We start from the raw sequence: 20,713 nt of genomic DNA on the forward strand, positions 1-20,713 counted from the left end.
ACCATGTCCAAGCCCCTGCCGACGATTCTGCGCACCCACGTCACCGCGCTGCGCGCGCTGCTGGTGCTCACCGTGATCCTCGGGATCGCCTACCCGCTGCTGATCACCGGCATCTCCCAGGTCGCCTTCAGCGACAAGGCGAACGGCTCGCCCGTGAAGACCGACGGCAAGGAGGTCGGCTCCAGCCTGATCGGCCAGAGCTTCAACCTCCCGAAGAAGAACCCCGAGGACCCGGACGAGGAGGCCCAGCCGGACCCGAAGTGGTTCCAGCCCCGTCCCTCCGCGGCCGGGACCGGCTACGACGCCTCCTCGTCCTCGGCCTCCAACCAGGGCCCGAACAGCGAGGACCTGCTGAAGGCCGTCGAGGACCGCCGCGCCGCCGTCGCCGCCTTCGACGGCGTCGACCCGGCGAGCGTCCCGGCCGACGCGCTGACCGCCTCCGGCTCCGGCCTCGACCCGCACGTCTCCGTCGCGTACGCCAAGGAGCAGGTCGACCGGGTGGCCAGGAACCGCGGCCTGCCGGTGGAGGCGGTGAGCAGGCTGGTCGACACGTACACCGAGAGCCGCTCGCTCGGCTTCCTCGGCAACGAGGGTGTCAACGTCGTGCTGCTCAACAAGGCGCTCAGCGAGCAGAAGTGACATCACCAGAAGTGGCATCACCGGAAGTGACATCGCCACACACATACGGGTGACCGGGCCGGCCGACCCGCGTCCGCAGACGTGCACCACCTCCCGATGGAAAGAGCAGTGCCCATGGCCCGCGACCTCACCCCCGGCACCGGCATCCGCGGCGGCCGCCTGAGGGTGTACCTCGGCTCAGCGCCGGGGGTCGGCAAGACCTATCGGATGTTGGACGAGGCCCGGCGCAGACAGGAGCGCGGGGCCGAAGTCGTGGTCGGGTACATCGAGTGCCACGGCAGACGCCACACCGAGGCCATGCTGGACGGCCTGGAGGTCCTGCCCCGGGTCCGGCGCTCCTACCGGGACGCCGAGTTCGACGAGATGGACCTCGACGGCGTGCTCGCCCGCCGTCCGTCCGTCGTGCTGGTGGACGAGCTCGCGCACACCAACATCCCCGGCGGCCGGCACGCCAAGCGCTGGCAGGACGTCGAGGAACTGCTCGCCGCCGGGATCGACGTCATCACCACCGTCAACATCCAGCACCTGGAGTCGCTGAACGACGTCGTCCAGAAGATCACCGGCATCCCGCAGCGCGAGACCGTCCCGGACGAGGTGGTCCGCCGGGCCGACCAGATCGAACTCGTCGACATGGCCCCCCAGGCGCTGCGCCGCCGGATGGCCCACGGCAACGTCTACAGGGCGGAGAAGGTGGACGCCGCGCTCTCGAACTACTTCCGGGTCGGCAACCTCACCGCCCTGCGCGAACTCGCCCTGCTCTGGGTGGCCGGGCGGGTGGACGAGGGCCTGCGCGACTACCGGGCCAGCCACAACATCGACCGGGTCTGGGAGACCCGCGAGCGGGTCGTGGTCGCGCTCACCGGCGGCCCCGAGGGCGAGACCCTGATCCGCCGCGCCGCCCGGATTTCCGACCGCACGGCCGGGGGCGAACTGCTGGCCGTCCACGTCTCCCGCAGCGACGGCCTGGCCGGCGCCTCCTCCGGCGCGCTCGCCCAGCAGCGGCAGCTGGTGGAGACCCTCGGCGGCAGCTACCACGTGGTCGTCGGCGACGACGTCCCCACCGCGCTGCTCACCTTCGCCCGGGCCCACGACGCCACCCAGCTGGTGCTCGGCACCAGCCGCCGCGGCCGGGTCAACCGCTTCCTCACCGGCCCCGGCACCGGGCAGACCACCGTGGACGCCTCCGAGGACATCGACGTCCACATGGTCACCCACGAGTTCACCGGGCGCGGCCGGCTGCCCTCGCTCGGCCGCCGCCACTCCCGGCGCCGCACCATCGCCGGCTACCTGGCCGGCCTGGCGGTGCCCTGGCTGCTCACCGCCCTGCTCTCGCAGGCGCACCACAGCATCAACCTGACCACCGACGCGCTGATCTTCCAGCTCGGCGTGGTCATCGTCGCCCTGCTCGGCGGCGCCGTGTCGGCCCTGCTGGCCTCGGTCGTCGCCTCGGTGCTGCTGAACTACTACTTCATCCCGCCGATCCACAGCCTGACCATCGGCGAGACCAACAACATCGTCGCCCTGGTGGTCTTCGCCGCGATCGCGCTCACCGTCTCCACCGTGGTCGACCACGCCGGCCGGCTCACCAGCCGGGCCGCCCGCGCCACCGCCGAGGCCGAGACCCTCTCCACCCTGGCGGGCAGCGTGCTGCGCGGCGCCGACGCGCTGTCCGCCCTGCTGGAGAAGTCCCGGACGGCCTTCGGCATGCGGGCGGTCGCCCTGCTCTCCCGGGCTGACGGCGAGGTGCTCGCGCACTGCGCGGGGGACCACCAGGGCGACGGTGACGGGCCGCACGAGACCACCGAGGTCCCGGTCGGCCACGACGCCGTCCTGGTGCTCACCGGCCGCCGGCTGCCCGCCGCCGACCAGCGGGTGCTGACCGCCTTCGCCGCCCACGTCGCCGCCGCGCTGGAGCGCGACCGGCTGGCCGTGGTCGCCGCCGAGGTCGAGCCGATCAAGGCCGCGGACCGGATGCGCACCGCCCTGCTCGCCGCCGTCAGCCACGACCTGCGCACCCCGCTGGCCGCCGCCCGGGCCTCGGTCGGCTCGCTGCGCAGCCCCGACGTCGAGTTCTCCCACGAGGACCAGGCCGAACTCCTCGCCACCGCGGACGAGTCGCTGGTCAAGCTCACCCGGCTGGTCGACAACCTGCTCGACATGAGCCGCCTCCAGGCCGGCGCGCTCACCCTGCACCTCACCGAGACCCACCTGGACGAGATCCTGCCCCGGGCGCTCGACAGCCTCCCCGACCCGTGCGCACCGATCCAGCCGCTCGACCTGGACACGACCCCGCCGGTGCTCGCCGACCCGCCGCTGCTGGAGCGGGTGCTCGCCAACGTGATCACCAACGCGCTGCGGTACAACGCCCCCGGCGCGCCCGTCCTGGTCACCGCCAGCCACCACGCCGACCAGGTCGAGATCCGGGTGATCGACCGCGGCCCCGGCATCGCCCCCGAGGACCGCGACCGGGTCTTCCTGCCCTTCCAGCGCCTCGGCGACACCGACAACACCACCGGCGTCGGCCTCGGCCTCGCCCTCTCCCGCGGCCTCGCCGAGGCGATGGGCGGCAGCCTGGAGGTCGAGGACACCCCGGGCGGCGGCACCACCATGCTGCTCACCCTGCCCGCCGCCGGCACCGGGACCGTAGACCTCGGGGAGGAACCGCCACATGAGTGAGATCCTGATCGTCGACGACGAGCCCGCCCTCCTGCGCACCCTGCGGATCAACCTCAGCGCCCGGCAGTACGCCGTCCGCACCGCCGCCAGCGGCGGCGAGGCCCTCGACCGCGCCGCGCACAGCGCCCCGGACGCCGTCCTGCTCGACCTCGGCCTGCCCGACCTCGACGGGATGGACGTGCTGCGCGGCCTGCGCGCCCACAGCGCGATGCCGATCATCGTGCTCTCCGGCCGGACGGACGCCGCCGACAAGGTGGGCGCCCTGGACGCGGGCGCCGACGACTACCTCACCAAGCCGTTCCTGATGGAGGAGCTGCTGGCCCGGCTGCGGGCCGTGCTGCGCCGGCCGCCGGGCGGCGTGCCGCTGAGCCGGCCGGTGATCGGCGACCACACCGTGGACCTCGCGGCCACCGCGGTGAACGGCCCGAACGGCCCGGTCCGGCTCACCCCGACGGAGTGGCGCATCCTCGTCCTGCTGCTGGCCAACCCCGGGCGACTGGTGCCCGGGCGGCAGATCCTGCGCGAGGTGTGGGGCCCGGCCCAGGAGGGGCGCGGCAACTACCTGCGGGTCTACTTCGCCGGGCTGCGCCGCAAGCTGGAGCGGGACCCGGCCCGGCCGCGGCACCTGATCACCGAGCCAGGGATCGGGTACCGGTACGTGCCCTGACGGACCGGCGCGCGAGCACCGGCGCACGCCCCCGTCAACGAGCCGTCAAGAGCGGCCCGCCGGGCGACAGGAGGGCGTCAAGGCCGCTCGGCGGTGGTGCTCCGTGGCCGTAGTGTCGGTGTCGAGCGAGCGGCCCGGCTCCGTGTGGGGGAGGCCCGGGTCCGCTCCAGCCGCCGTCCAAGGACGGCCAGCAGGTGGGGGAGGGGCGTGCGACATCCGTCGCGCGCCCCCATCTGCTTTCGGGACCGATTGCCGCCGGGCCGGGCTCATCCGTCCGCGCGCTCCGTCCCCGGCTCAGCCGTCCCCGCCTCCGGACTGCCGGGGCAGCGCCAGCGCCACCGTGTCCGCGAACTCCCGGACCGCGCTGGTCCGGCTGACCACCCGCCCGCTGTGCACCACCAGCCGGCTGTGCCCGCCCGCGAGCGCCCCGGCCAGGCTGTCCCCGCGCACCGCCAGCAGCTCCGCCGGGAATCCGGCGTCCACCCGGACCGGCGCCAGCCCGAGCGCCGCCCGGGCCTGGTTGGCCACCGCGTCGTACGCCGCCGCCGGGTCCAACTCCCCACCGGCCGACAGCAGATAGGCCGATTCCAGCGGATCCGCCCGGCCGACCGGGTTGGACGGGTCGCGCAGCGCCCCGCTGCCCGCCGCCAGCGGCACCCGGGCCGCCGCCAACTCCCGTACCAGGCCGGGCCGCAGGCCCGTCGCCCGGCCCTCGAGACCGGTGCAGCAGCCGTTCTGCGGCAGGCAGACGACCCGGATCCCGCTGGTCGCCAGCACCGTCGCCGCACCCCGGGCCAGCGCCCCGCACGGGCCGAGCGTCACCCGTGGCCGAAGCGGCGCCAACGCGCCTGCCATCCGGGCGAGTTGGGCGGCGTCGGCGGCGCTGGTGTGCAGGTCCACCGAGCAGTCCGCCTCCCGGGCGGCCTCCAGCAGCAGCTGCACGTACCCCGCCGGGTCCGGATCCAGCTCCGGGCAGCCGCCGGCCGCCGTGGCGCCCAGCTTGAGCGCCTCGCGCAGCTGCGCCCGGCCGTCCGCGCCGGCCCGCCCGGTGAGCAGCCGGGGCATCGCCACCGCCTGGAGCTCGGCCAGCCCGCGCAGCGCCTGCCGGGCGGTGAGCACCGCCTCCAACCGGCGCAGCCCGTGCACGTCGCCGATCCGGACGTGGGTGCGCTGGGCGGTGGCGCCGTAGCCGAGCGAGGTCAGCGCGGCCTCGGTGATCCTGCGGGTGAGGTCGGCCGGGGTGTCCGGCGGCGGGGTGGGCAGGGCGGCGGAGAAGGCGGCGTCGTAGTGGGCGTGCGCCTCGGCGGGGGCCGGGAGCAGCAGGTAGCCGCGCAGGTCGATCCGGGCGCCGGTGGTGACGGTGGGGGCGCCGGGCAGGGCGGGCAGCGGGCCGAGGCTGCCGACGGTTCCGACGGCCTGGATCCGGTCGCCGCTGATCCGGACGTCCACCACCCGGCCGTCGGCCAGTCGGGCGCCGGTGAGGAGCAGGACCGGGCCGTGCCCGAGCGGGTTGGCCGCCGGGCCGGGTCCGGAGTGCGGCCCGTCGGCGGCTGCGCTGTCCATCGCCGGCTCCTTCTCGCGTCGGCCCGTGCGGTCGGCCCCGTGCCGCCGGCCCGTGCCGCCGGCCGGTCCTCCCGGTCCCGGTCCTCCCGATCAATGAGCGTCGAGCCTATGGGCCCGGGGGGCGGGGCGCCGGGAGGCGGGCAATAGTCGTATCGGGTCGGGCCGCAGGGCTCGCGGGCCGATCGAACGCCGGGCCTTGGATCGTCCGCCCGTGCCCCTCGCCCACCTGCGGTCTTCGCCGCGGGATACGGATTTCACCTCCGGCCGCGAAACGTGTAATCTCTTCCTCGTTCGCCCCTATAGCTCAGTCGGTAGAGCGTCTCCATGGTAAGGAGAAGGTCTGCGGTTCGATTCCGCATGGGGGCTCGGGTGAGAAGCAGTCAGCCTCGGCTGTGCTGCGGATCACTGTGGCGGTGTAGCTCAGTTGGTAGAGCAAGCGGCTCATAATCGCTGTGTCACCGGTTCAAGTCCGGTCACCGCTACCCCGCGTAGTCGGTCGGGAGATCGCACTCCCGGTCGGCTACTCTTGTTGTGTTCTTATTCGTTGTCCAAGGAAGGCACTCCCGTGGCTGCCACCGACGTCCGCCCGAAGATCACGCTGGCCTGCGTGGAGTGCAAGGAGCGGAACTACATCACCAAGAAGAACCGGCGTAACGACCCGGACCGTCTTGAGATGAAGAAGCACTGCCCCCGCTGCAACTCGCACACCGCGCACCGCGAGACCCGCTGACCCTCCAGTAGGGCGCCGGGCCTGTGTGAACTCAGGTCTTCTACTCCGGGCCGCATCCCTCACAGGGGGTGCGGCCCGGAGTTTTTTCGTATCCACCCGCGTATCCACCCGCGTTCCGAGGAGCTGCCATGGCGCTCGACCCCTCCTTCATCGGGCGTAGTTACCCGCCCACCGAGCCGTACGAGGTCGGCCGGGAGAAGATCCGTGAGTTCGCGACCGCGATCGGCGACGCCAACCCGGCGTACACCGACCCGGAGGCGGCGAAGGCGCTGGGCCACCTCGACGTGATCGCCCCGCCGACCTTCCCGTTCGTGATCACCTACAGCGCGGCCGGCCAGGTGGTCGAGGACCCGGAGCTGGGCCTGGACTTCAGCCGGGTGGTGCACGGCGACCAGAAGTTCGCCTACACCCGACCGGTGCGGGCCGGTGACCGGCTGTCGGTCGAGGTGACCATCGACAACATCAAGTCGCTGGCGGGCAACGACGTGCTCACCGTGCGTGGCGAGGTGACGGACGCGACCGGCGAGCACGTTGTGACGTCGGTCATGACCCTGGTGGCCCGGGCCGCCGACGAGGCGGGGGAGTGAGCGCGATGGCGATCAGCTACGACGAGGTCGAGGTCGGCACCGAGCTGCCGGCGCAGTCCTTCCCGGTGACCCGCGACACACTGGTGCGGTACGCGGGCGCCTCGGGCGACTTCAACCCGATCCACTGGAACGAGAAGTTCGCCCTTCAGGTCGGCCTGCCGGACGTCATCGCGCACGGCATGTTCACCATGGCCGAGGCGATCCGGGTGGTCACCGACTGGGTCGGCGACCCGGCCGCGGTGGTCGAGTACGGCGTGCGCTTCACCCGTCCGGTGCCGGTGCCGAACGACGGGGTCGGCGCGGTGGTCGAGGTCTCGGCCAAGGTCGCCAAGAAGCTGGACGACCGCCGGGTGCAGGTCGACCTGGTGGCCACCTCGGGCGGCCAGAAGGTGCTCGGGATGTCCCGGGCCGTCGTCCGGCTCGGCTGAGCGCTCCCTCGCGACGGCGGCCGCGGCCGGGGTCCCGCACCGCGCGGGATCTCCGGTGGCGGCCGTCGCCCTTGCTTCGGTAGTGATTGGCCACTAACTTTGAGGGCATGGCGAAGTCGAGCATCCGGATGAGCGCGGAGGAGCGGCGCGAGAGCGTCGTCCGGGCCGCCCTGATCGAGTTCGCCCGGGGTGGGTACCACGGCACCTCCACCGAGGCGATCGCCCGCCGGGTGGGCGTCTCGCAGCCGTACCTGTTCCGGCTGTTCCCGGGCAAGCAGGCGATCTTCGCCGCGGCGGCGGAGCGCTGCGTCGAGGACACCTGGCGGGTCTTCGACGAGGCCTCGGCCGGGCTGTCCGGCGAGGAGGCCGCGGACGCGATGTCCGCCGCGTACATGAGCCTGGTCGAGGACCGTGACCAGCTCATGATGCAGATGCAGCTCTACGTCTCGGTCTCGGCGGCCCGGGAGGCCGGCGAGGAGGGGGTCGGCGAGACCGCCCGGCGGCTCTGGGAGAGCCTGTTCGACCGGGTCAGGATCCGGATCGGCGGGGACATGAGGGACGCCACGCGGTTCTTCGCGTACGGGATGCTGATCAACACCATGGTGGCGCTGGGCTACCCGCCGGAGCACCGGATGTGGAGCGGCTTCGACGAGTGCGAGGAGCCGGAGTAGCCGGGCCGTGCGGCGGTGTCCGCGCGGCCTCTTTTCGGCCCACGAAAGTTATTGAGCAATTACTACCTAGAGGAAGACTGGGGGACGTCATGACGGAGAAACCGGTCATGGGCAGAACCGCGATCTGGACGCTGGTGATCGTCAGCACGGCCGGCTTCATGGCCGCCCTGGACAACCTGGTGGTCACCACCGCACTGCCGTCGATCCGCGAGGAGCTCGGCGGCGGCCTGTCCGACCTCGAATGGACGGTCAGCGCCTACACCCTGAGCTTCGCCGTGCTGCTGATGTTCGGCGCAGCCCTCGGCGACCGCTTCGGGCGCCGCCGGATCTTCCTGGTCGGCCTGGCGGTCTTCACCGTCGGCTCCGCCGCGGCCGCGCTGTCCCCGGGCATCGGCGCCCTGATCGCCGCCCGGGCGCTCCAGGGCACCGGGGCCGCGGTGATGATGCCGCTCACCCTGACCCTGCTCACCACCGCCGTGCCCGCGGCCAAGCGGGGACTGGCCTTCGGCGTCTGGTCGGGCGTCGGCGGCCTCGCCGTCGCCGCCGGACCGCTGATCGGCGGCTCGCTGACCGAGCACTTCTCCTGGCAGTGGATCTTCTGGGTGAACGTCCCGGTCGGCCTCGTCCTGCTGCCGCTGGCCTACCTGCGGCTCGGCGAGAGCCGCGGCGCGGGCCGGGCCCTGGACGTGCCCGGGACCGTGCTGGTCAGCCTGGGGATGTTCGGAGTCGTCCTCGGCCTGATCCGCGGCAACCCGGACGGCTGGACCAGCCCGCTGGTCCTCGGCACCCTGATCGCCGGCACCCTGCTGCTGGCCGCCTTCGTCTGGTACGAACAGCGGGTGGCCGCCCACCCGATGCTGCCGATGCGGCTGTTCCGCAGCCGGGCCTTCTCCGCCGTCAACGCGGCCAGCCTGCTGATGTACCTGGGGATGTTCGGCTCGATCTTCCTGATCAGCCAGTACCTCCAGGGCGTCGGCGGCTTCAGCCCGCAGGAGGCGGGCCTGCGGATGCTGCCGTGGACGGCGATGCCGCTGCTGGTCGCCCCGGTCGCGGGCGTCGTCTCCGACCGGATCGGCGGCCGCCCGATCGTGGTCGCCGGGCTGGCCCTGCAGGCCGTCGGCCTGGTGCTGTTCGGCCTGGTCGCGGACGGGAGCACCGGCCTCGACTACCCCGCCCAGATCCCGGCCATCGTGATCTGCGGGATCGGCATGTCGCTGTACTTCGGCCCGACCGCCCAGCTGGTGATGGCCAGCGTCCGGCCGCAGGAGCAGGGCATCGCCTCCGGCGCCAACAACGCGCTGCGCGAGGTCGGTGGGGCGCTCGGGGTGGCCGTGCTCGCCGCGGTGTTCTCGGCGCAGGGCGGCTACCAGTCGGCCCGGGCCTTCACCGACGGGCTGGTGCCCGCGCTGTACGTCGGCGGGGCGGCCGTCGGGCTCGGCGCGCTCGCCGCGGTGCTCGTCCCCCGGCGGCGCAAGGCCGCGGCGGCCTCGGCGGCCGAGGTGGCCGCGGCGGGGGCACCGGACGAACGGGTCGGGGCGCCGGCCGCGCCCGCGCGGCTCTGAGACGCCGGGCGGCGGGTGGCAGGGGTGCCGGAGGGCGCCCCCGCCACCCGTACGCTGGTGGGCGTGCTGGTAGAAAACGACGCCCCCCTCGCCCCGCTGACCACGCTCCGGCTCGGCGGCCCGGCCCGCCGCCTGGTGACCGCCCACACCGACGACGAGGTGATCGCCGCCGTCCGCGAGGCCGACGCGGCCGGCGAGCCGCTGCTGGTCATCGGCGGCGGCTCCAACCTGGTGATCGGCGACGGCGGCTTCGCCGGCACCGTGCTGCGGATCGCCACCGAGGGCTTCGCGCTGGACGGCACGGTGCTGGAGGTCGCGGCCGGCGAGACCTGGTCCGAGGTGGTCCGCCGGACCGTCCTGGACCACGAGCTGGCGGGCATCGAGTTCCTGGCCGGCATCCCCGGCTCGGCGGGTGCCACCCCGGTGCAGAACGTGGGCGCGTACGGCCAGGAGGTCGCGCAGTCGATCACCGAGGTGGTCGCGTACGACCGCACCACCGACGAGGTGGTCGTGCTCTCGAACGCCGAGTGCGCGTTCTCCTACCGGCACAGCCGCTTCAAGGCCGAGCCGGAGCGCTACGTGGTGCTGCGGGTGCGGTTCCGGCTGGAGGACGGCGGCGGGCTCTCCACCCCCGTCCGCTACGCCGAGACCGCCCGGCACCTGGGCGTCGAGCCGGGCGAGCGGGTGCCGGTCGGCACTGCCTGGAAGGCGGTGCTGCTGCTGCGCGCCGGCAAGGGCATGGTGCTGGACCCGGCGGACCACGACACCTGGTCGGCCGGCTCCTTCTTCACCAACCCGGTGCTCACGGCCGCGCAGTACGAGTCCTTCCGCACCCGCCCGGGCGCCGAGGACGCCCCCGCCTACCCGGCCCCGGAGGGCTGCACCAAGACCTCGGCGGCCTGGCTGATCGACCGGTCCGGCTTCGGCAAGGGCTACGGCAGCGGCCCGGCGACGCTCTCCACCAAGCACACCCTGGCGCTCACCAACCGCGGCTCGGCCACCGCCGAGGACCTGCTGGCGCTGGCCCGGGAGATCCGGGACGGGGTCCGCGAGGCCTTCGGGGTGGAGCTGGTGAACGAGCCGGTGATGGTGGGCGTCGAGCTCTGAGCGGGCCCCGCGGCGCGCGCTAGGCGGGTACGGCGGCCGGCTCCGCGGGGGCGCGGCCGTCCACCAGCCAGGCGTCGATGTCCGCCAGCAGCTCCTTGCGGACGGCCTCCGGCGCCACCGAGCCGCGCACCGACTGCCGCGCCAGCTCGGCGAGTTCGGCGTCGGAGAAGCCCAGCACGTCCCGGACCAGCTCGTACTGGGCGGCCAGCCGGCTGCCGAACAGCAGCGGGTCGTCGGCGCCCAGCGCGAGCGGCACCCCGGCGTCGAAGAGTCTGCGCAGCGGGACCTCCTCGGGGTGCTCGTAGACGCCGAGCGAGACGTTGGAGGACGGGCAGACCTCGCAGGTGACCTGCCGGTCCGCCAGCCGCTCCATCAGCCGGGGGTCCTCGGCGGCCCGCACGCCGTGGCCGATCCGGACGGCGCCCAGGTCGTCCAGGCAGTCCCGGACGGACTCCGGGCCGGACAGCTCGCCGCCGTGCGGGGCCGCCAGCAGCCCGCCCTTGCGGGCGATCGCGAAGGCCCGGTCGAAGTCCCGGGCGAGGCCGCGGCGCTCGTCGTTGGAGAGGCCGAAGCCGACCACCCCGTGGTCGGCGTAGCGGACGGCCAGCCGGGCCAGCGTCCGGGCGTCCATCGGGGACTTCATCCGGTTGGCCGCGACCAGGACCCGGATGCCCACGCCGGTCGCCGCGGCGGCGTGCTCCACCGCGTCCAGGATCAGTTCCAGCGCGGGGATCAGCCCGCCCAGCCGGGGCGCGTACGAGGTCGGGTCGACCTGGATCTCCAGCCAGCGGGAGCCGTCCCGCCGCTCGTCCTCGGCGGTCTCCAGGACCAGCCGGCGGATGTCCTCCTCGTCCCGCAGCACCGAGCGGGCGGTGTCGTACAGCCGCTGGAAGCGGAACCAGCCCCGCTCGTCGGTGGCCCGCAGTCGGGGCGTCTCGCCGGAGCTGAGCGCCTCCGGCAGCCGGACGCCGTGCTTGTCGGCCAGCTCCAGGAGGGTGGCGGGCCGCATCGAGCCGGTGAAGTGCAGGTGCAGGTGGGCCTTCGGGAGGCCCCTGACGTCTCGCGGGTTCAACAGGCGTTCCATTCACCGATACTGCCGTATGAGGCCCCCGAACGGGAACCGCCTCCTTTCCATCCCCCGAAGGGGTGAAAGGAGGCGGCGTGCCGGGTGAATCCCGTATGTCGGATTGACGTCAGTGCCGGAACGGCGTCAGTCGCGGGCCTCGCCGAGCAGCTTCTGGATCCGGCTGATGCCCTCGACCAGGTCCTCGTCTCCGAGCGCGTAGGAGAACCGCAGGTAGCCGGGGGTGCCGAAGGCCTCGCCCGGGACGGCGGCGACCTCGACCTCGTCCAGGATCAGGCTCGCCAGCTCGGCGGAGGTCTGCGGGCGCTGCCCGCGGATCTCCTTGCCCAGCAGGCCCTTCACCGACGGGTAGGCGTAGAAGGCGCCCTCGGGCTCGGGGCAGAGCACGCCGTCGATCTCGTTGAGCATCCGCACGATGGTCCGGCGGCGGCGGTCGAACGCGGTGCGCATCTCGTGCACCGCGGACAGGTCGCCGGCGACGGCGGCGATCGCGGCGCGCTGGGCGACGTTGGAGACGTTCGAGGTGGCGTGCGACTGGAGGTTGGTCGCGGCCTTGATGACGTCCTTGGGGCCGATCACCCAGCCCACCCGCCAGCCGGTCATCGCGTAGGTCTTGGCGACACCGTTGACCACGATGCACTTGTCGGCCAGCTCGGGCAGCAGGGCCGGCAGCGAGGTGAACGTGGCGTCGCCGTAGACCAGGTGCTCGTAGATCTCGTCGGTGAGCACCCACAGGCCGTGCTCCAGCGCCCAGCGGCCGATCGCCTCGGCCTCGGCCTCGGTGTACACCGCGCCGGTCGGGTTGGACGGCGAGACGAACAGCACCACCTTGGTGTTCTCGGTGCGGGCGGCCTCCAGCTGCTCGACCGAGACCTTGTAGCCGGTGGTCTCGTCGGCCACGACCTCCACCGGGACGCCGCCGGCCAGCTGGATGGACTCCGGGTAGGTGGTCCAGTACGGCGCCGGGACGATGACCTCGTCGCCCGGGTCCAGGATCGCCGCGAAGGCCTCGTAGATCGCCTGCTTGCCGCCGTTGGTGACCAGCACCTGGGAGGCGTCCACCTCGTAGCCGGAGTCGCGCAGCGTCTTGGCGGCGATCGCGGCCTTCAGCTCGGGCAGGCCACCCGCCGGGGTGTAGCGGTGGTTCTTCGGGTCGCGGCAGGCCTCGACGGCCGCCTCGACGATGTAGTCCGGGGTCGGGAAGTCGGGCTCGCCGGCGCCGAAGCCGATGACCGGACGGCCGGCGGCCTTGAGGGCCTTGGCCTTGGCGTCCACGGCGAGGGTCGCGGACTCGGCGATCGCACCGATCCGGGCGGAGACCCGGCGGTCGGCGGGGCGGATGGACTGGTCGGGCTGAGGGGTGGAAGCGCTCATGCCTGCATCGTCGCAGAACCCGGACCAACCGGGCAGCGGGGTGTCGGCATCCGTACGCTCCCGTCCGGATCGCGGCCCCGGCGATCCGTCGGCGGGCGCCCCGCCGGACCGGACGTTCGCCGGGCGACCGGCCGGTCCGGAGAAAGAGGTTCGACCAAACACCCCTCGACCACGTACACTCGCTGCTCGACGGCCCGCCGAGAAAACCGGAGCTTTCACCGCCTGTACAGACAGCGGGGGGAGATGCGGTAGGTTGGTCGCCACCGGAGCCGCGAGGCACCGTAGGGCAATAGCTCAATTGGTAGAGCACCGGTCTCCAAAACCGGCGGTTGGGGGTTCGAGTCCCTCTTGCCCTGCTGCTAGATCCGTTTTCAGCCCGTTCGCTCCACAGGAGTGAGCGGGCTTGATGCGGAGATGGCACCGATCAGCACCGCTAGCCGACTGGCCGTGGCCCCACCGGGTGTGCGGCGAAGTTCGGCAGGACCCGGATTCAGGTGAGGACGAGTGACGGAGACCACGGGCTCCACCGCAACGCCTGAGAGCGGCAACCCCGAGGGTGCCGATGGCGTTGCCGAGAACACGTCGGCCGAGGGCGAGAACAAGTCCGGCAAGCAGAAGAAGTCCGGCAAGCGGGCCAAGAAGGGCCTCTTCGCCAGGATGGGTCTGTTCTACCGCCAGATCATCGCCGAGCTGCGCAAGGTCGTCTGGCCCACCCGCGGCGAGCTCACCAACTACACCGCCGTCGTCGTCACCTTCGTGGTGGTCGTGATGGCCTTCGTGGCCGGCCTGGACTACGGCTTCTCCAAGCTGAGCCTCCTGGTCTTCGGCTGACCGGCCGCCCCACCTTTCGAACAGCTTCCCGACCCGGGCCGAATCCTCGGCCCGGGTCGAGCTGTCGGTGCCGGACGTACGCGCGGCTACCGTGGACTCGGTACTGTTGAAGTCTCCGAGACCTCACCTGGCGCCCGTGCGAGCGGTCGCACGCCGGGCCGGTCGAGGAGCGCGCCACCTTCACCATCTCCAGGAAAGAAGCCGCCACCGTGTCTGAGTCCCCCCTGTACGACGCCGACGAGACCGTCCGCGAGGCGGATGTCGCCGCCGAGCCGGACGCGACCGAGCCGGCTGACGACGTCGAGTCCGCCGAGCAGATCGTGGACGCCGCGGACAGCGACGAGGACGAGGTCGAGGCGTACGACGAGGCCGAGGCGGGCGAGCCGGCCGAGGAGGCCGCGCTGCACGTGGAGGGCGACACCGAGCTCGAGGCCGAGGAGGCCGTCGAGGAGGAGCCGGCCGTCGAGGTCGACCCGGTCGCCAAGTTCCGCGAGGACCTGCGCTTCATGCCGGGCGAGTGGTACGTGATCCACACCTACGCCGGCTACGAGAACCGGGTGAAGCAGAACCTGGAGCAGCGCGCCGTCTCGCTGAACGTCGAGGAGTACATCTTCCAGGCCGAGGTGCCGCAGGAGGAGGTCGTCCAGATCAAGAACGGCGACCGCAAGACCATCCGCCAGAACAAGCTCCCCGGCTACGTCCTGGTGCGCATGGACCTCACCCCCGAGTCCTGGGGCGTCGTGCGCAACACCCCGGGTGTCACCGGCTTCGTCGGCAACGCCTACGACCCGTACCCGCTGACCCTGGACGAGGTCGTCAAGATGCTCGCCCCCGACGTCGAGCGCCAGGCGGCCAAGGAGGCCGGCAAGCCCTCGCCGATCAAGCCGAGCGAGATCCAGGTGCTGGACTTCGAGGTCGGCGACTCGGTCACCGTCACCGACGGTCCGTTCGCGACGCTGCAGGCGACCATCAACGAGATCAACCCGGACTCGAAGAAGGTCAAGGGCCTGGTCGAGATCTTCGGCCGGGAGACCCCGGTCGAGCTCTCCTTCGACCAGATCCAGAAGAACTAGTCCCAAGGTCTTCGGATCCGGGGCGGGGCCGACGGCTCTGCCCCGGATCCGTTTTGGTCCAGCGGCGCGGACGCGTTAGCCTGGTCCGATGTGTGTGCTGGCGGCCGGGTGTCGCCCCGGTTCCGCACGCACCAGCAATCACCTCTCGGAAGGACCCGGAGAGACATGCCTCCCAAGAAGAAGAAGATCACGGGGCTTATCAAGCTCCAGATCAACGCCGGTGCGGCCAACCCGGCGCCGCCGGTCGGCCCCGCGCTGGGTCAGCACGGCGTCAACATCATGGAGTTCTGCAAGGCCTACAACGCTGCGACCGAGTCGCAGCGCGGCATGATCGTGCCGGTGGAGATCACGGTCTACGACGACCGTTCCTTCACCTTCATCACGAAGACGCCGCCGGCCGCGCGCCTCATCCTGAAGGCCGCCGGTGTCGAGAAGGGCTCCAGCGAGCCGCACAAGACCAAGGTCGCCAAGCTCACCAGCGCCCAGGTCCGCGAGATCGCCACCACCAAGATGCCCGACCTGAACGCCAACGACCTGGACGCCGCGGAGAAGATCATCGCCGGCACCGCCCGGTCGATGGGCATCACCGTCGAGGGCTGATCCCCTTCTCGTCCCCTGTGGTAGGGCCTGCGCCAGGCCCGTGACACCACAACTCCATTCACCATTCAGGAGCAGCTATGAAGCGCAGCAAGGCCCTGAAGGCCGCGGACGCCAAGGTCGACCGCGAGCGCCTTTACGCCCCCCTCGAGGCCGTCCGCCTCGCCAAGGCGACCAGCACCACCAAGTTCGACGGCACCGTCGAGGTCGCCATGCGTCTGGGCGTCGACCCGCGCAAGGCCGACCAGATGGTCCGCAGCACCGTGATCCTCCCGCACGGCACCGGTAAGACCGCTCGGGTCCTGGTCTTCGCGACCGGCGAGCGTGCCGAGGCCGCGCGTGCTGCGGGTGCCGACATCGTCGGCTCGGACGAGCTCATCGACGAGGTCGCCAAGGGCCGCCTCGACTTCGACGCCGTCGTCGCCACCCCGGACCTCATGGGCAAGGTCGGCCGCCTCGGCCGCGTGCTCGGTCCCCGTGGCCTGATGCCGAACCCGAAGACCGGCACCGTGACCCCGGACGTGGCCAAGGCCGTGAACGAGATCAAGGGCGGCAAGATCGAGTTCCGCGTCGACAAGCACTCGAACCTGCACTTCATCATCGGTAAGGCCTCCTTCACCGACGAGCAGCTGGTCGAGAACTACGCCGCCGCGCTGGACGAGGTGCTCCGCGCCAAGCCGTCCGCCGCCAAGGGCCGCTACATCAAGAAGACCGCGTTCTCGACCACCATGGGCCCCGGCATCCTGGTGGACCCGAACCGCACCCGCAACCTCCTCGTCGAGGAGGACCCGGCCGCGGTCTGAGCCCCAGTGCTCTAGAGCAGTCCGTACGACGGGCCCGCACCCCCTTCACCGGGGGTGCGGGCCCGCCGTCGTTCCCGGGGTGCGACCGGTGGTGCGACCCGGGGTGCGACCGGGGCCGGTCCGGGGACGACGGCCGGGCCGGGAACGAGGGCCGGGCCGGGGGGCGGCGGCCGCCCGCAGCGGTTGCCGGATCGGGACACGGGCGGATGGGAACGGCGGGCCGAACCGTCGTACGCTCTGCCGGTCAGACCACGTGGAGCACCTGTGACCGCCGGAGTGTGCCGTGCCGCCCGCCCCTCGCCCCACCGTTCTCGCAGCGGCTCTGCTGCTGCTCGCCACCACCGGGTGCAGCCTGCTGGCCGCTCCGACCACCGCGACCCCCGGGGGCCCCGCGCCGGTGCCGCCCAAGCAGGTGGTGCTCATGGCCGCGCAGACGCTGGACGACGCCGGCAGCGCCCGGATCGACGTGGTGCGGGAGGGCCCGGGCGGCCGGCGCACCGCGAGCGGCTCCCTGGTCTGGGGCGCGTCGGACGAGGCCCGGCTGGCCGTCACCGACGAGCTGGGCAGCGGGCAGCTGACCGTGAAGGACGGCGCCCTCGACCTCGTCTACCAGGGCGGCGCGGCCAAGCACGCGGAGCGGAGCACCGCCGAGTCGGTCGACCCCGGGGCGGGTCCCGACCCGGAGGGCTTCGCGGGCGGCTGGACGACGGCGCTGATCACCGGTCCGGGCGGCCGGGCGTACGAGGTCGCCCAGGGCGTCAAGCTCACCTCGCTCGGCGGCGAGCAGCTGGCCGGGGTGACCGCGGCGCACTACCAGGGCTCCGCGCCGGTGGCCGAACTGTTCGGCGAGGACCACGAGTTGAGCCCGCGGCGGCGCGCCGCCACACTGGACTGGTACCGGCGGCAGGGGGCGACGGCGATCGGCTACGACATCTGGGTCGGGCCCGGCATGCAGCTGCTGCGGCTGCGCGAGACGGTCCGGGGGAGTGCGGGAACCACGGTGACCACGACCGATGTCTCGGCTTCCGGGGCGACGGACGCGACACCCGCCGCGGGCGGGTGACGGGGAGGGGGATATCCGGTACGTGGGAATATCGGCGATCCGTTAGAGTCCGCATGAAAAGAACATGAGAAGAGCTGACAATCGGTTCTTCCATGGGGATCTGGAACTCACGGGGGGACCCTCATGCGCGCTCTGCGCCTCGCCTCGGCCGTCGCGACGGCGGCCGTCCTGCTCGGTGCCGCCACCGCCTGCGGCGGTGACACCAAGAGCGGCGACGCCAAGGGGAGCGACACCAAGACCGCCGAGGCCAAGCCCGCCGACGCCAAGCCGACCGAGACCAAGGCCGCGGACCCGCTCGCGGCGGCCCTGGCCGGGGACCCGAAGGCCGCGCTGGCCGCCTCCGCCGCGGTGATGCAGAAGGCCGGCAACGGCAAGGTCACCCTGATCCCGGCCGATCCCACCGACACCGCCGGCACCGGCGACGCGGACTGGAAGGACCCGGCCAAGGCGTCCGTGGACCTGGCCAGCGACATCGAGGGCAAGAAGCTGCGGATCCGGGTGCTCGGCGCGGACGCCTACCTCGGCGGCGGCGACGACGTGGCCCCGGCCCTGGGCGGCAAGCACTGGGTCAAGGTGCCCGCGGACACCACGGGCGCGAGCTTCCAGGCCGTCGGCCAGATGACCAACCCGGTCGTCCTGCTCACCGTCGCGGCCCAGAGCGGCAAGCTCTCCAAGGTCGGCGAGGAGACCGTGGACGGCGTCAAGACCACCCACCTGCGGGCGGAGCAGGACACCGCCGCGCTGGTGGCCGGGATGTCGGGGCTCCCGGCGGAGCAGCGCAAGGCCGTCCAGAAGACGCTGGAGGAGGACGGCAAGAACCTCACCATCGACTTCTGGCTGAACGGCAGCCAGGAGCTCGTCCAGTACAAGGAGTACGGCGACACCAACGGCGAGAAGCAGGCCGTCACCATCAAGTACTCCAACCTCGGCAAGGCCGCCGCGATCGCGGCGCCGCCCGCCGGCGACCTCGGCAGCGAGGCCGACCTGCTCAAGCTGCTCGGCTGATCCGGCCGCACCGGACACCGGGCCCACCCGCAACAACCGGCTACCACCCCGGGCGCGCCACGCGCCCGGGGTCCGCAAGGGGGGAATCATGGCTGGAACCCGCAACACCGCCGTCGCCGTCGTCCTCGCCGCTCTGGCGCTGACCGCGACCGCCTGCAACAACAACGACGACAAGAAGGCCGCCCCGGCCGCGCCGACCACGGCCGCCGCCGCCTCGGCCACCCCGTCGGCCGCCGCCCCGACCACCGGTGCGAAGCCGGAGAAGGTCAGCCCGGCGGTCTACCTGGAGCAGGTCACCCAGAAGACCAGCGCGGCCAAGTCGGCGAAGGTCGACGAGGTGATCCAGGTCGGCCAGGTCACCATGAAGGGCAAGGGCGCGGTCTCCTGGGCCGACGGCCTGGAGGCCGACCTCACGATGGACCTGTCGGGCTCCCCGATGGCCAAGCTCCTGGAGCCGCTGACCGGCGGCCCGAACGTGCACTACCTGTACACCAAGGAGGCCATGTACATGGCCCTGGGCGGGGAGCTGCTGGAGCAGGGTGCCCCGAGGTGGGTCCGCTACAGCAAGGCCGACATGGCCAAGGCGTCCGGCGGCACGGCCGACCAGCTCCAGAGCGCGGACCCGGTGCAGGGCGTCCGGACGCTGATCGCCAGCGGCAAGGTCACCGAGGTCGGCCAGGAGACGGTGAACGGCAAGGCCACCACCCACTACTCCGGCGTGCTCAACGCCGACGACGTGGCCGCGGCCACCACCCAGGGCATGACCCAGGCCCAGGCCGACAAGATCAAGCAGAACCTGGTGGCGGCCGGCATCACCAGCGACCGGATCGACGTCTGGGTCGACACGGACAAGCTGGTGGTCAAGCGCAGCGAGCAGGCCGAGACCAAGGCCGGCGCGCTGAACGTCACCGTCGACTACTCGGACTACGGCACCCCGGTGATCGCCGCCACCCCGGCCGACGCCATCTCCCTCGCCGACCTCGAGAAGGCCGCGAGCGGCAGCTGACCCGACCGCCCGGGTAGCCCGGCTCGGCCGACCCGGTGGGTTCGCCCGCCGGAGGGGGCCGACGCCGGGCGGACCGGGAACGGGTGGCAAGGTGGCCGGGACGAGGCCGCCGTCGGACGGGGCCGGGCGAGAGGGGAACGGACGATGGCGGCACGGCAGCGGTTGGCGGCAGTGGCCGTCGTCGCCCTGCTGGCGAGCGGGCTGACCGGCTGCGACGGGGGCGGCGGCGCGCCCGCCACGCCGTCCGGCAGCCCGAGCACGGCCAGCGCCCCGCCGCCCACCGCCTCCCCGAGCGCCCAGGCCAAGCCCACCGACCGCTCGCCGCACGGGGTCCTGCTCTCCGCCCAGCTGGCCATGCAGACCGCCCGCCGGGCCAAGGTCAGCTACCGGCTCGGCGCGGACGCGGGCTCCGGCCCGCTGTTCTGGCAGCCCAAGACCGCGCTCCAGATCAAGCGCTCCACCCCGGCCGAGGCCGAGCAGCTGATCGTCGTGGACACGGTCGCCTACCAGGGCGGGGACGCCGCCACCGCGGCCAGGAACGGCGGCCGGCACTGGGAGCGCTTCACCGTCCCGCCGGACGCGGACGGTCACAAGGAGACGCCGTACGCCGGGCTGATCGACCTGCTGAGCCCGGTCGAGGCGCTGACCGCGGCCACCGCCGAGGGGACGGACCCGGTCTTCGTCGGCGAGGAGAAGTCCGAGGACTCCACCACCGAGCACTACCGGGTCACCACCACCGCCGAGAAGTACGCGGCCGCCCAGACCCAGCTGACCCAGGCCCGCCGCGACGGGCTGCGGGCCGCGCTGGCGCCCGGCGGCTCGACCTCGCTCACCCTGGACCTCTGGCTCAACGACAAGGACCAGCTGGTCAGGCTCCAGCGCACCGGCAGCGGGGACAGCGGCCGGGCGGACGACTCGGTGCTCTACACCGACCTCGCCGGGGCACTGCTCTCGGCGCAGGCGCCGGCCGAGACGGACACCGTGGACACCGGCGTCCGGACGGTCTCCCCGCTGGCCCGCTGAGCGGTGCCGGACGACCGTCCGTCCGGGGACGATTTGCACCTTGCGAAGGGCTCCCGCTACGCTGGCCGAAGCCAAAGACCGCTGGTTGCCGCCGCGCCCGTCAGGGAGCAGGTGGCCGAAGGATCTGCGATTCGTCGCAGGCAGCCCGCGCAGGTGTGTCTGGAGCTTCGACTTCCGGGTACCGCGTTCGCGCGGCCGCCCGTCGAGGTCGTTCCGAGCCCCGT

Annotated in this window: 20 protein-coding genes and 3 tRNA genes; 20 read left to right on the forward strand and 3 right to left on the reverse strand. The window is 72.7% G+C overall.

All coding sequences use genetic code 11. From position 1 onward, the window contains the following. Window positions 1–3: 3 nt before the first annotated feature. From kdpC to ACFWP2_RS03645, 3 genes are all read left to right on the forward strand, one after another. Window positions 4–639 (forward strand): potassium-transporting ATPase subunit KdpC, encoded by a 636-nt coding sequence (kdpC, locus tag ACFWP2_RS03635; protein ID WP_380447890.1) that lies wholly within the window; start codon window positions 4–6, stop codon window positions 637–639. Between the two features lie 114 nt (window positions 640–753). Next, the gene (locus ACFWP2_RS03640) at window positions 754–3,315 is read left to right on the forward strand and encodes an ATP-binding protein (RefSeq protein ID WP_380447892.1); all 2,562 of its coding nucleotides are present in this window, start codon (window positions 754–756) and stop codon (window positions 3,313–3,315) included. Beyond that, window positions 3,308–3,982, forward strand: a complete 675-nt coding sequence (locus ACFWP2_RS03645; protein ID WP_380447894.1) for a response regulator — start codon at window positions 3,308–3,310, stop codon at window positions 3,980–3,982. The genes ACFWP2_RS03640 and ACFWP2_RS03645 overlap by 8 nt, the downstream gene beginning before the upstream one ends. A gap of 294 nt (window positions 3,983–4,276) precedes the next feature. On the opposite strand, the gene ACFWP2_RS03650 is transcribed toward ACFWP2_RS03645, so the two are convergent. Further along, window positions 4,277–5,545 (reverse strand): hydrolase, encoded by a 1,269-nt coding sequence (locus tag ACFWP2_RS03650; protein ID WP_380447896.1) that lies wholly within the window; start codon window positions 5,543–5,545, stop codon window positions 4,277–4,279. Window positions 5,546–5,838: 293 nt separating this feature from the next. Here ACFWP2_RS03650 and ACFWP2_RS03655 point away from each other — a divergent pair. The 8 genes from ACFWP2_RS03655 to ACFWP2_RS03690 all read left to right on the forward strand — a co-directional run bounded on the left by ACFWP2_RS03655 (window position 5,839) and on the right by ACFWP2_RS03690 (window position 10,630). Continuing rightward, a tRNA-Thr gene (locus ACFWP2_RS03655) sits at window positions 5,839–5,911 on the forward strand. Window positions 5,912–5,954: 43 nt separating this feature from the next. Beyond that, window positions 5,955–6,027 (forward strand) — tRNA-Met (locus ACFWP2_RS03660). A gap of 83 nt (window positions 6,028–6,110) precedes the next feature. Then, complete coding sequence (gene rpmG, locus ACFWP2_RS03665; RefSeq protein ID WP_006604855.1) at window positions 6,111–6,275, forward strand: 50S ribosomal protein L33; 165 nt, start codon at window positions 6,111–6,113, stop codon at window positions 6,273–6,275. 128 nt (window positions 6,276–6,403) lie between these two features. Continuing rightward, window positions 6,404–6,862 carry a MaoC family dehydratase N-terminal domain-containing protein gene (locus ACFWP2_RS03670; RefSeq protein ID WP_380447898.1) on the forward strand — a complete coding sequence of 153 codons (459 nt, stop codon included), beginning with the start codon at window positions 6,404–6,406 and terminating at the stop codon, window positions 6,860–6,862. A gap of 5 nt (window positions 6,863–6,867) precedes the next feature. After that, window positions 6,868–7,290 carry a MaoC family dehydratase gene (locus ACFWP2_RS03675; RefSeq protein ID WP_380447900.1) on the forward strand — a complete coding sequence of 141 codons (423 nt, stop codon included), beginning with the start codon at window positions 6,868–6,870 and terminating at the stop codon, window positions 7,288–7,290. 107 nt (window positions 7,291–7,397) lie between these two features. Next, window positions 7,398–7,961 (forward strand): TetR/AcrR family transcriptional regulator, encoded by a 564-nt coding sequence (locus tag ACFWP2_RS03680; RefSeq protein ID WP_380447903.1) that lies wholly within the window; start codon window positions 7,398–7,400, stop codon window positions 7,959–7,961. Window positions 7,962–8,050: 89 nt separating this feature from the next. Further along, a complete protein-coding gene (locus ACFWP2_RS03685) occupies window positions 8,051–9,523 on the forward strand; it encodes an MFS transporter (protein ID WP_380447906.1) in 1,473 nt (490 codons plus the stop codon). Between the two features lie 63 nt (window positions 9,524–9,586). Further along, window positions 9,587–10,630, forward strand: coding sequence for a UDP-N-acetylmuramate dehydrogenase (locus ACFWP2_RS03690; protein WP_380447908.1), 1,044 nt, complete (start codon window positions 9,587–9,589; stop codon window positions 10,628–10,630). 19 nt (window positions 10,631–10,649) lie between these two features. Here the strand turns inward: ACFWP2_RS03690 and ACFWP2_RS03695 are convergent, their stop codons facing one another. Both ACFWP2_RS03695 and ACFWP2_RS03700 read right to left on the reverse strand, forming a co-directional pair. Beyond that, the gene (locus ACFWP2_RS03695) at window positions 10,650–11,714 is read right to left on the reverse strand and encodes an adenosine deaminase (RefSeq protein WP_380447911.1); all 1,065 of its coding nucleotides are present in this window, start codon (window positions 11,712–11,714) and stop codon (window positions 10,650–10,652) included. 126 nt (window positions 11,715–11,840) lie between these two features. Next, on the reverse strand, window positions 11,841–13,088 hold the full coding sequence (locus tag ACFWP2_RS03700) for a pyridoxal phosphate-dependent aminotransferase (RefSeq protein WP_380447913.1): 1,248 nt from the start codon (window positions 13,086–13,088) through the stop codon (window positions 11,841–11,843). A gap of 283 nt (window positions 13,089–13,371) precedes the next feature. Here ACFWP2_RS03700 and ACFWP2_RS03705 point away from each other — a divergent pair. The 9 genes from ACFWP2_RS03705 (at window position 13,372) to ACFWP2_RS03745 (ending at window position 20,489) form a co-directional block, all read left to right on the forward strand. After that, window positions 13,372–13,444: transfer RNA gene (locus tag ACFWP2_RS03705), tRNA-Trp, on the forward strand. A 148-nt stretch (window positions 13,445–13,592) separates the two neighbouring features. Continuing rightward, window positions 13,593–13,919 (forward strand): preprotein translocase subunit SecE, encoded by a 327-nt coding sequence (gene secE, locus ACFWP2_RS03710; protein ID WP_380447915.1) that lies wholly within the window; start codon window positions 13,593–13,595, stop codon window positions 13,917–13,919. 209 nt (window positions 13,920–14,128) lie between these two features. Next, complete coding sequence (gene nusG, locus ACFWP2_RS03715) at window positions 14,129–14,992, forward strand: transcription termination/antitermination protein NusG (protein WP_380447917.1); 864 nt, start codon at window positions 14,129–14,131, stop codon at window positions 14,990–14,992. A gap of 165 nt (window positions 14,993–15,157) precedes the next feature. Continuing rightward, the gene (gene rplK / locus ACFWP2_RS03720) at window positions 15,158–15,592 is read left to right on the forward strand and encodes a 50S ribosomal protein L11 (RefSeq protein ID WP_380447919.1); all 435 of its coding nucleotides are present in this window, start codon (window positions 15,158–15,160) and stop codon (window positions 15,590–15,592) included. Window positions 15,593–15,669: 77 nt separating this feature from the next. Further along, window positions 15,670–16,392: a 50S ribosomal protein L1 gene (gene rplA / locus ACFWP2_RS03725; protein WP_380447922.1), complete on the forward strand. Its 723-nt coding sequence runs from the start codon at window positions 15,670–15,672 to the stop codon at window positions 16,390–16,392. Window positions 16,393–16,675: 283 nt separating this feature from the next. After that, window positions 16,676–17,455 carry a hypothetical protein gene (locus ACFWP2_RS03730; protein WP_380447924.1) on the forward strand — a complete coding sequence of 260 codons (780 nt, stop codon included), beginning with the start codon at window positions 16,676–16,678 and terminating at the stop codon, window positions 17,453–17,455. A 123-nt stretch (window positions 17,456–17,578) separates the two neighbouring features. Next, a complete protein-coding gene (locus tag ACFWP2_RS03735) occupies window positions 17,579–18,460 on the forward strand; it encodes a hypothetical protein (protein ID WP_380447926.1) in 882 nt (293 codons plus the stop codon). An 88-nt stretch (window positions 18,461–18,548) separates the two neighbouring features. Beyond that, window positions 18,549–19,466, forward strand: a complete 918-nt coding sequence (locus ACFWP2_RS03740) for a hypothetical protein (RefSeq protein ID WP_380447928.1) — start codon at window positions 18,549–18,551, stop codon at window positions 19,464–19,466. A 144-nt stretch (window positions 19,467–19,610) separates the two neighbouring features. Further along, complete coding sequence (locus ACFWP2_RS03745; protein WP_380447930.1) at window positions 19,611–20,489, forward strand: hypothetical protein; 879 nt, start codon at window positions 19,611–19,613, stop codon at window positions 20,487–20,489. Window positions 20,490–20,713 lie beyond the last annotated feature (224 nt).

Origin of the sequence: Kitasatospora sp. NPDC058444, assembly GCF_042721415.1 — a bacterium.
Classification (GTDB): Bacteria; Actinomycetota; Actinomycetes; order Streptomycetales; family Streptomycetaceae; genus Kitasatospora.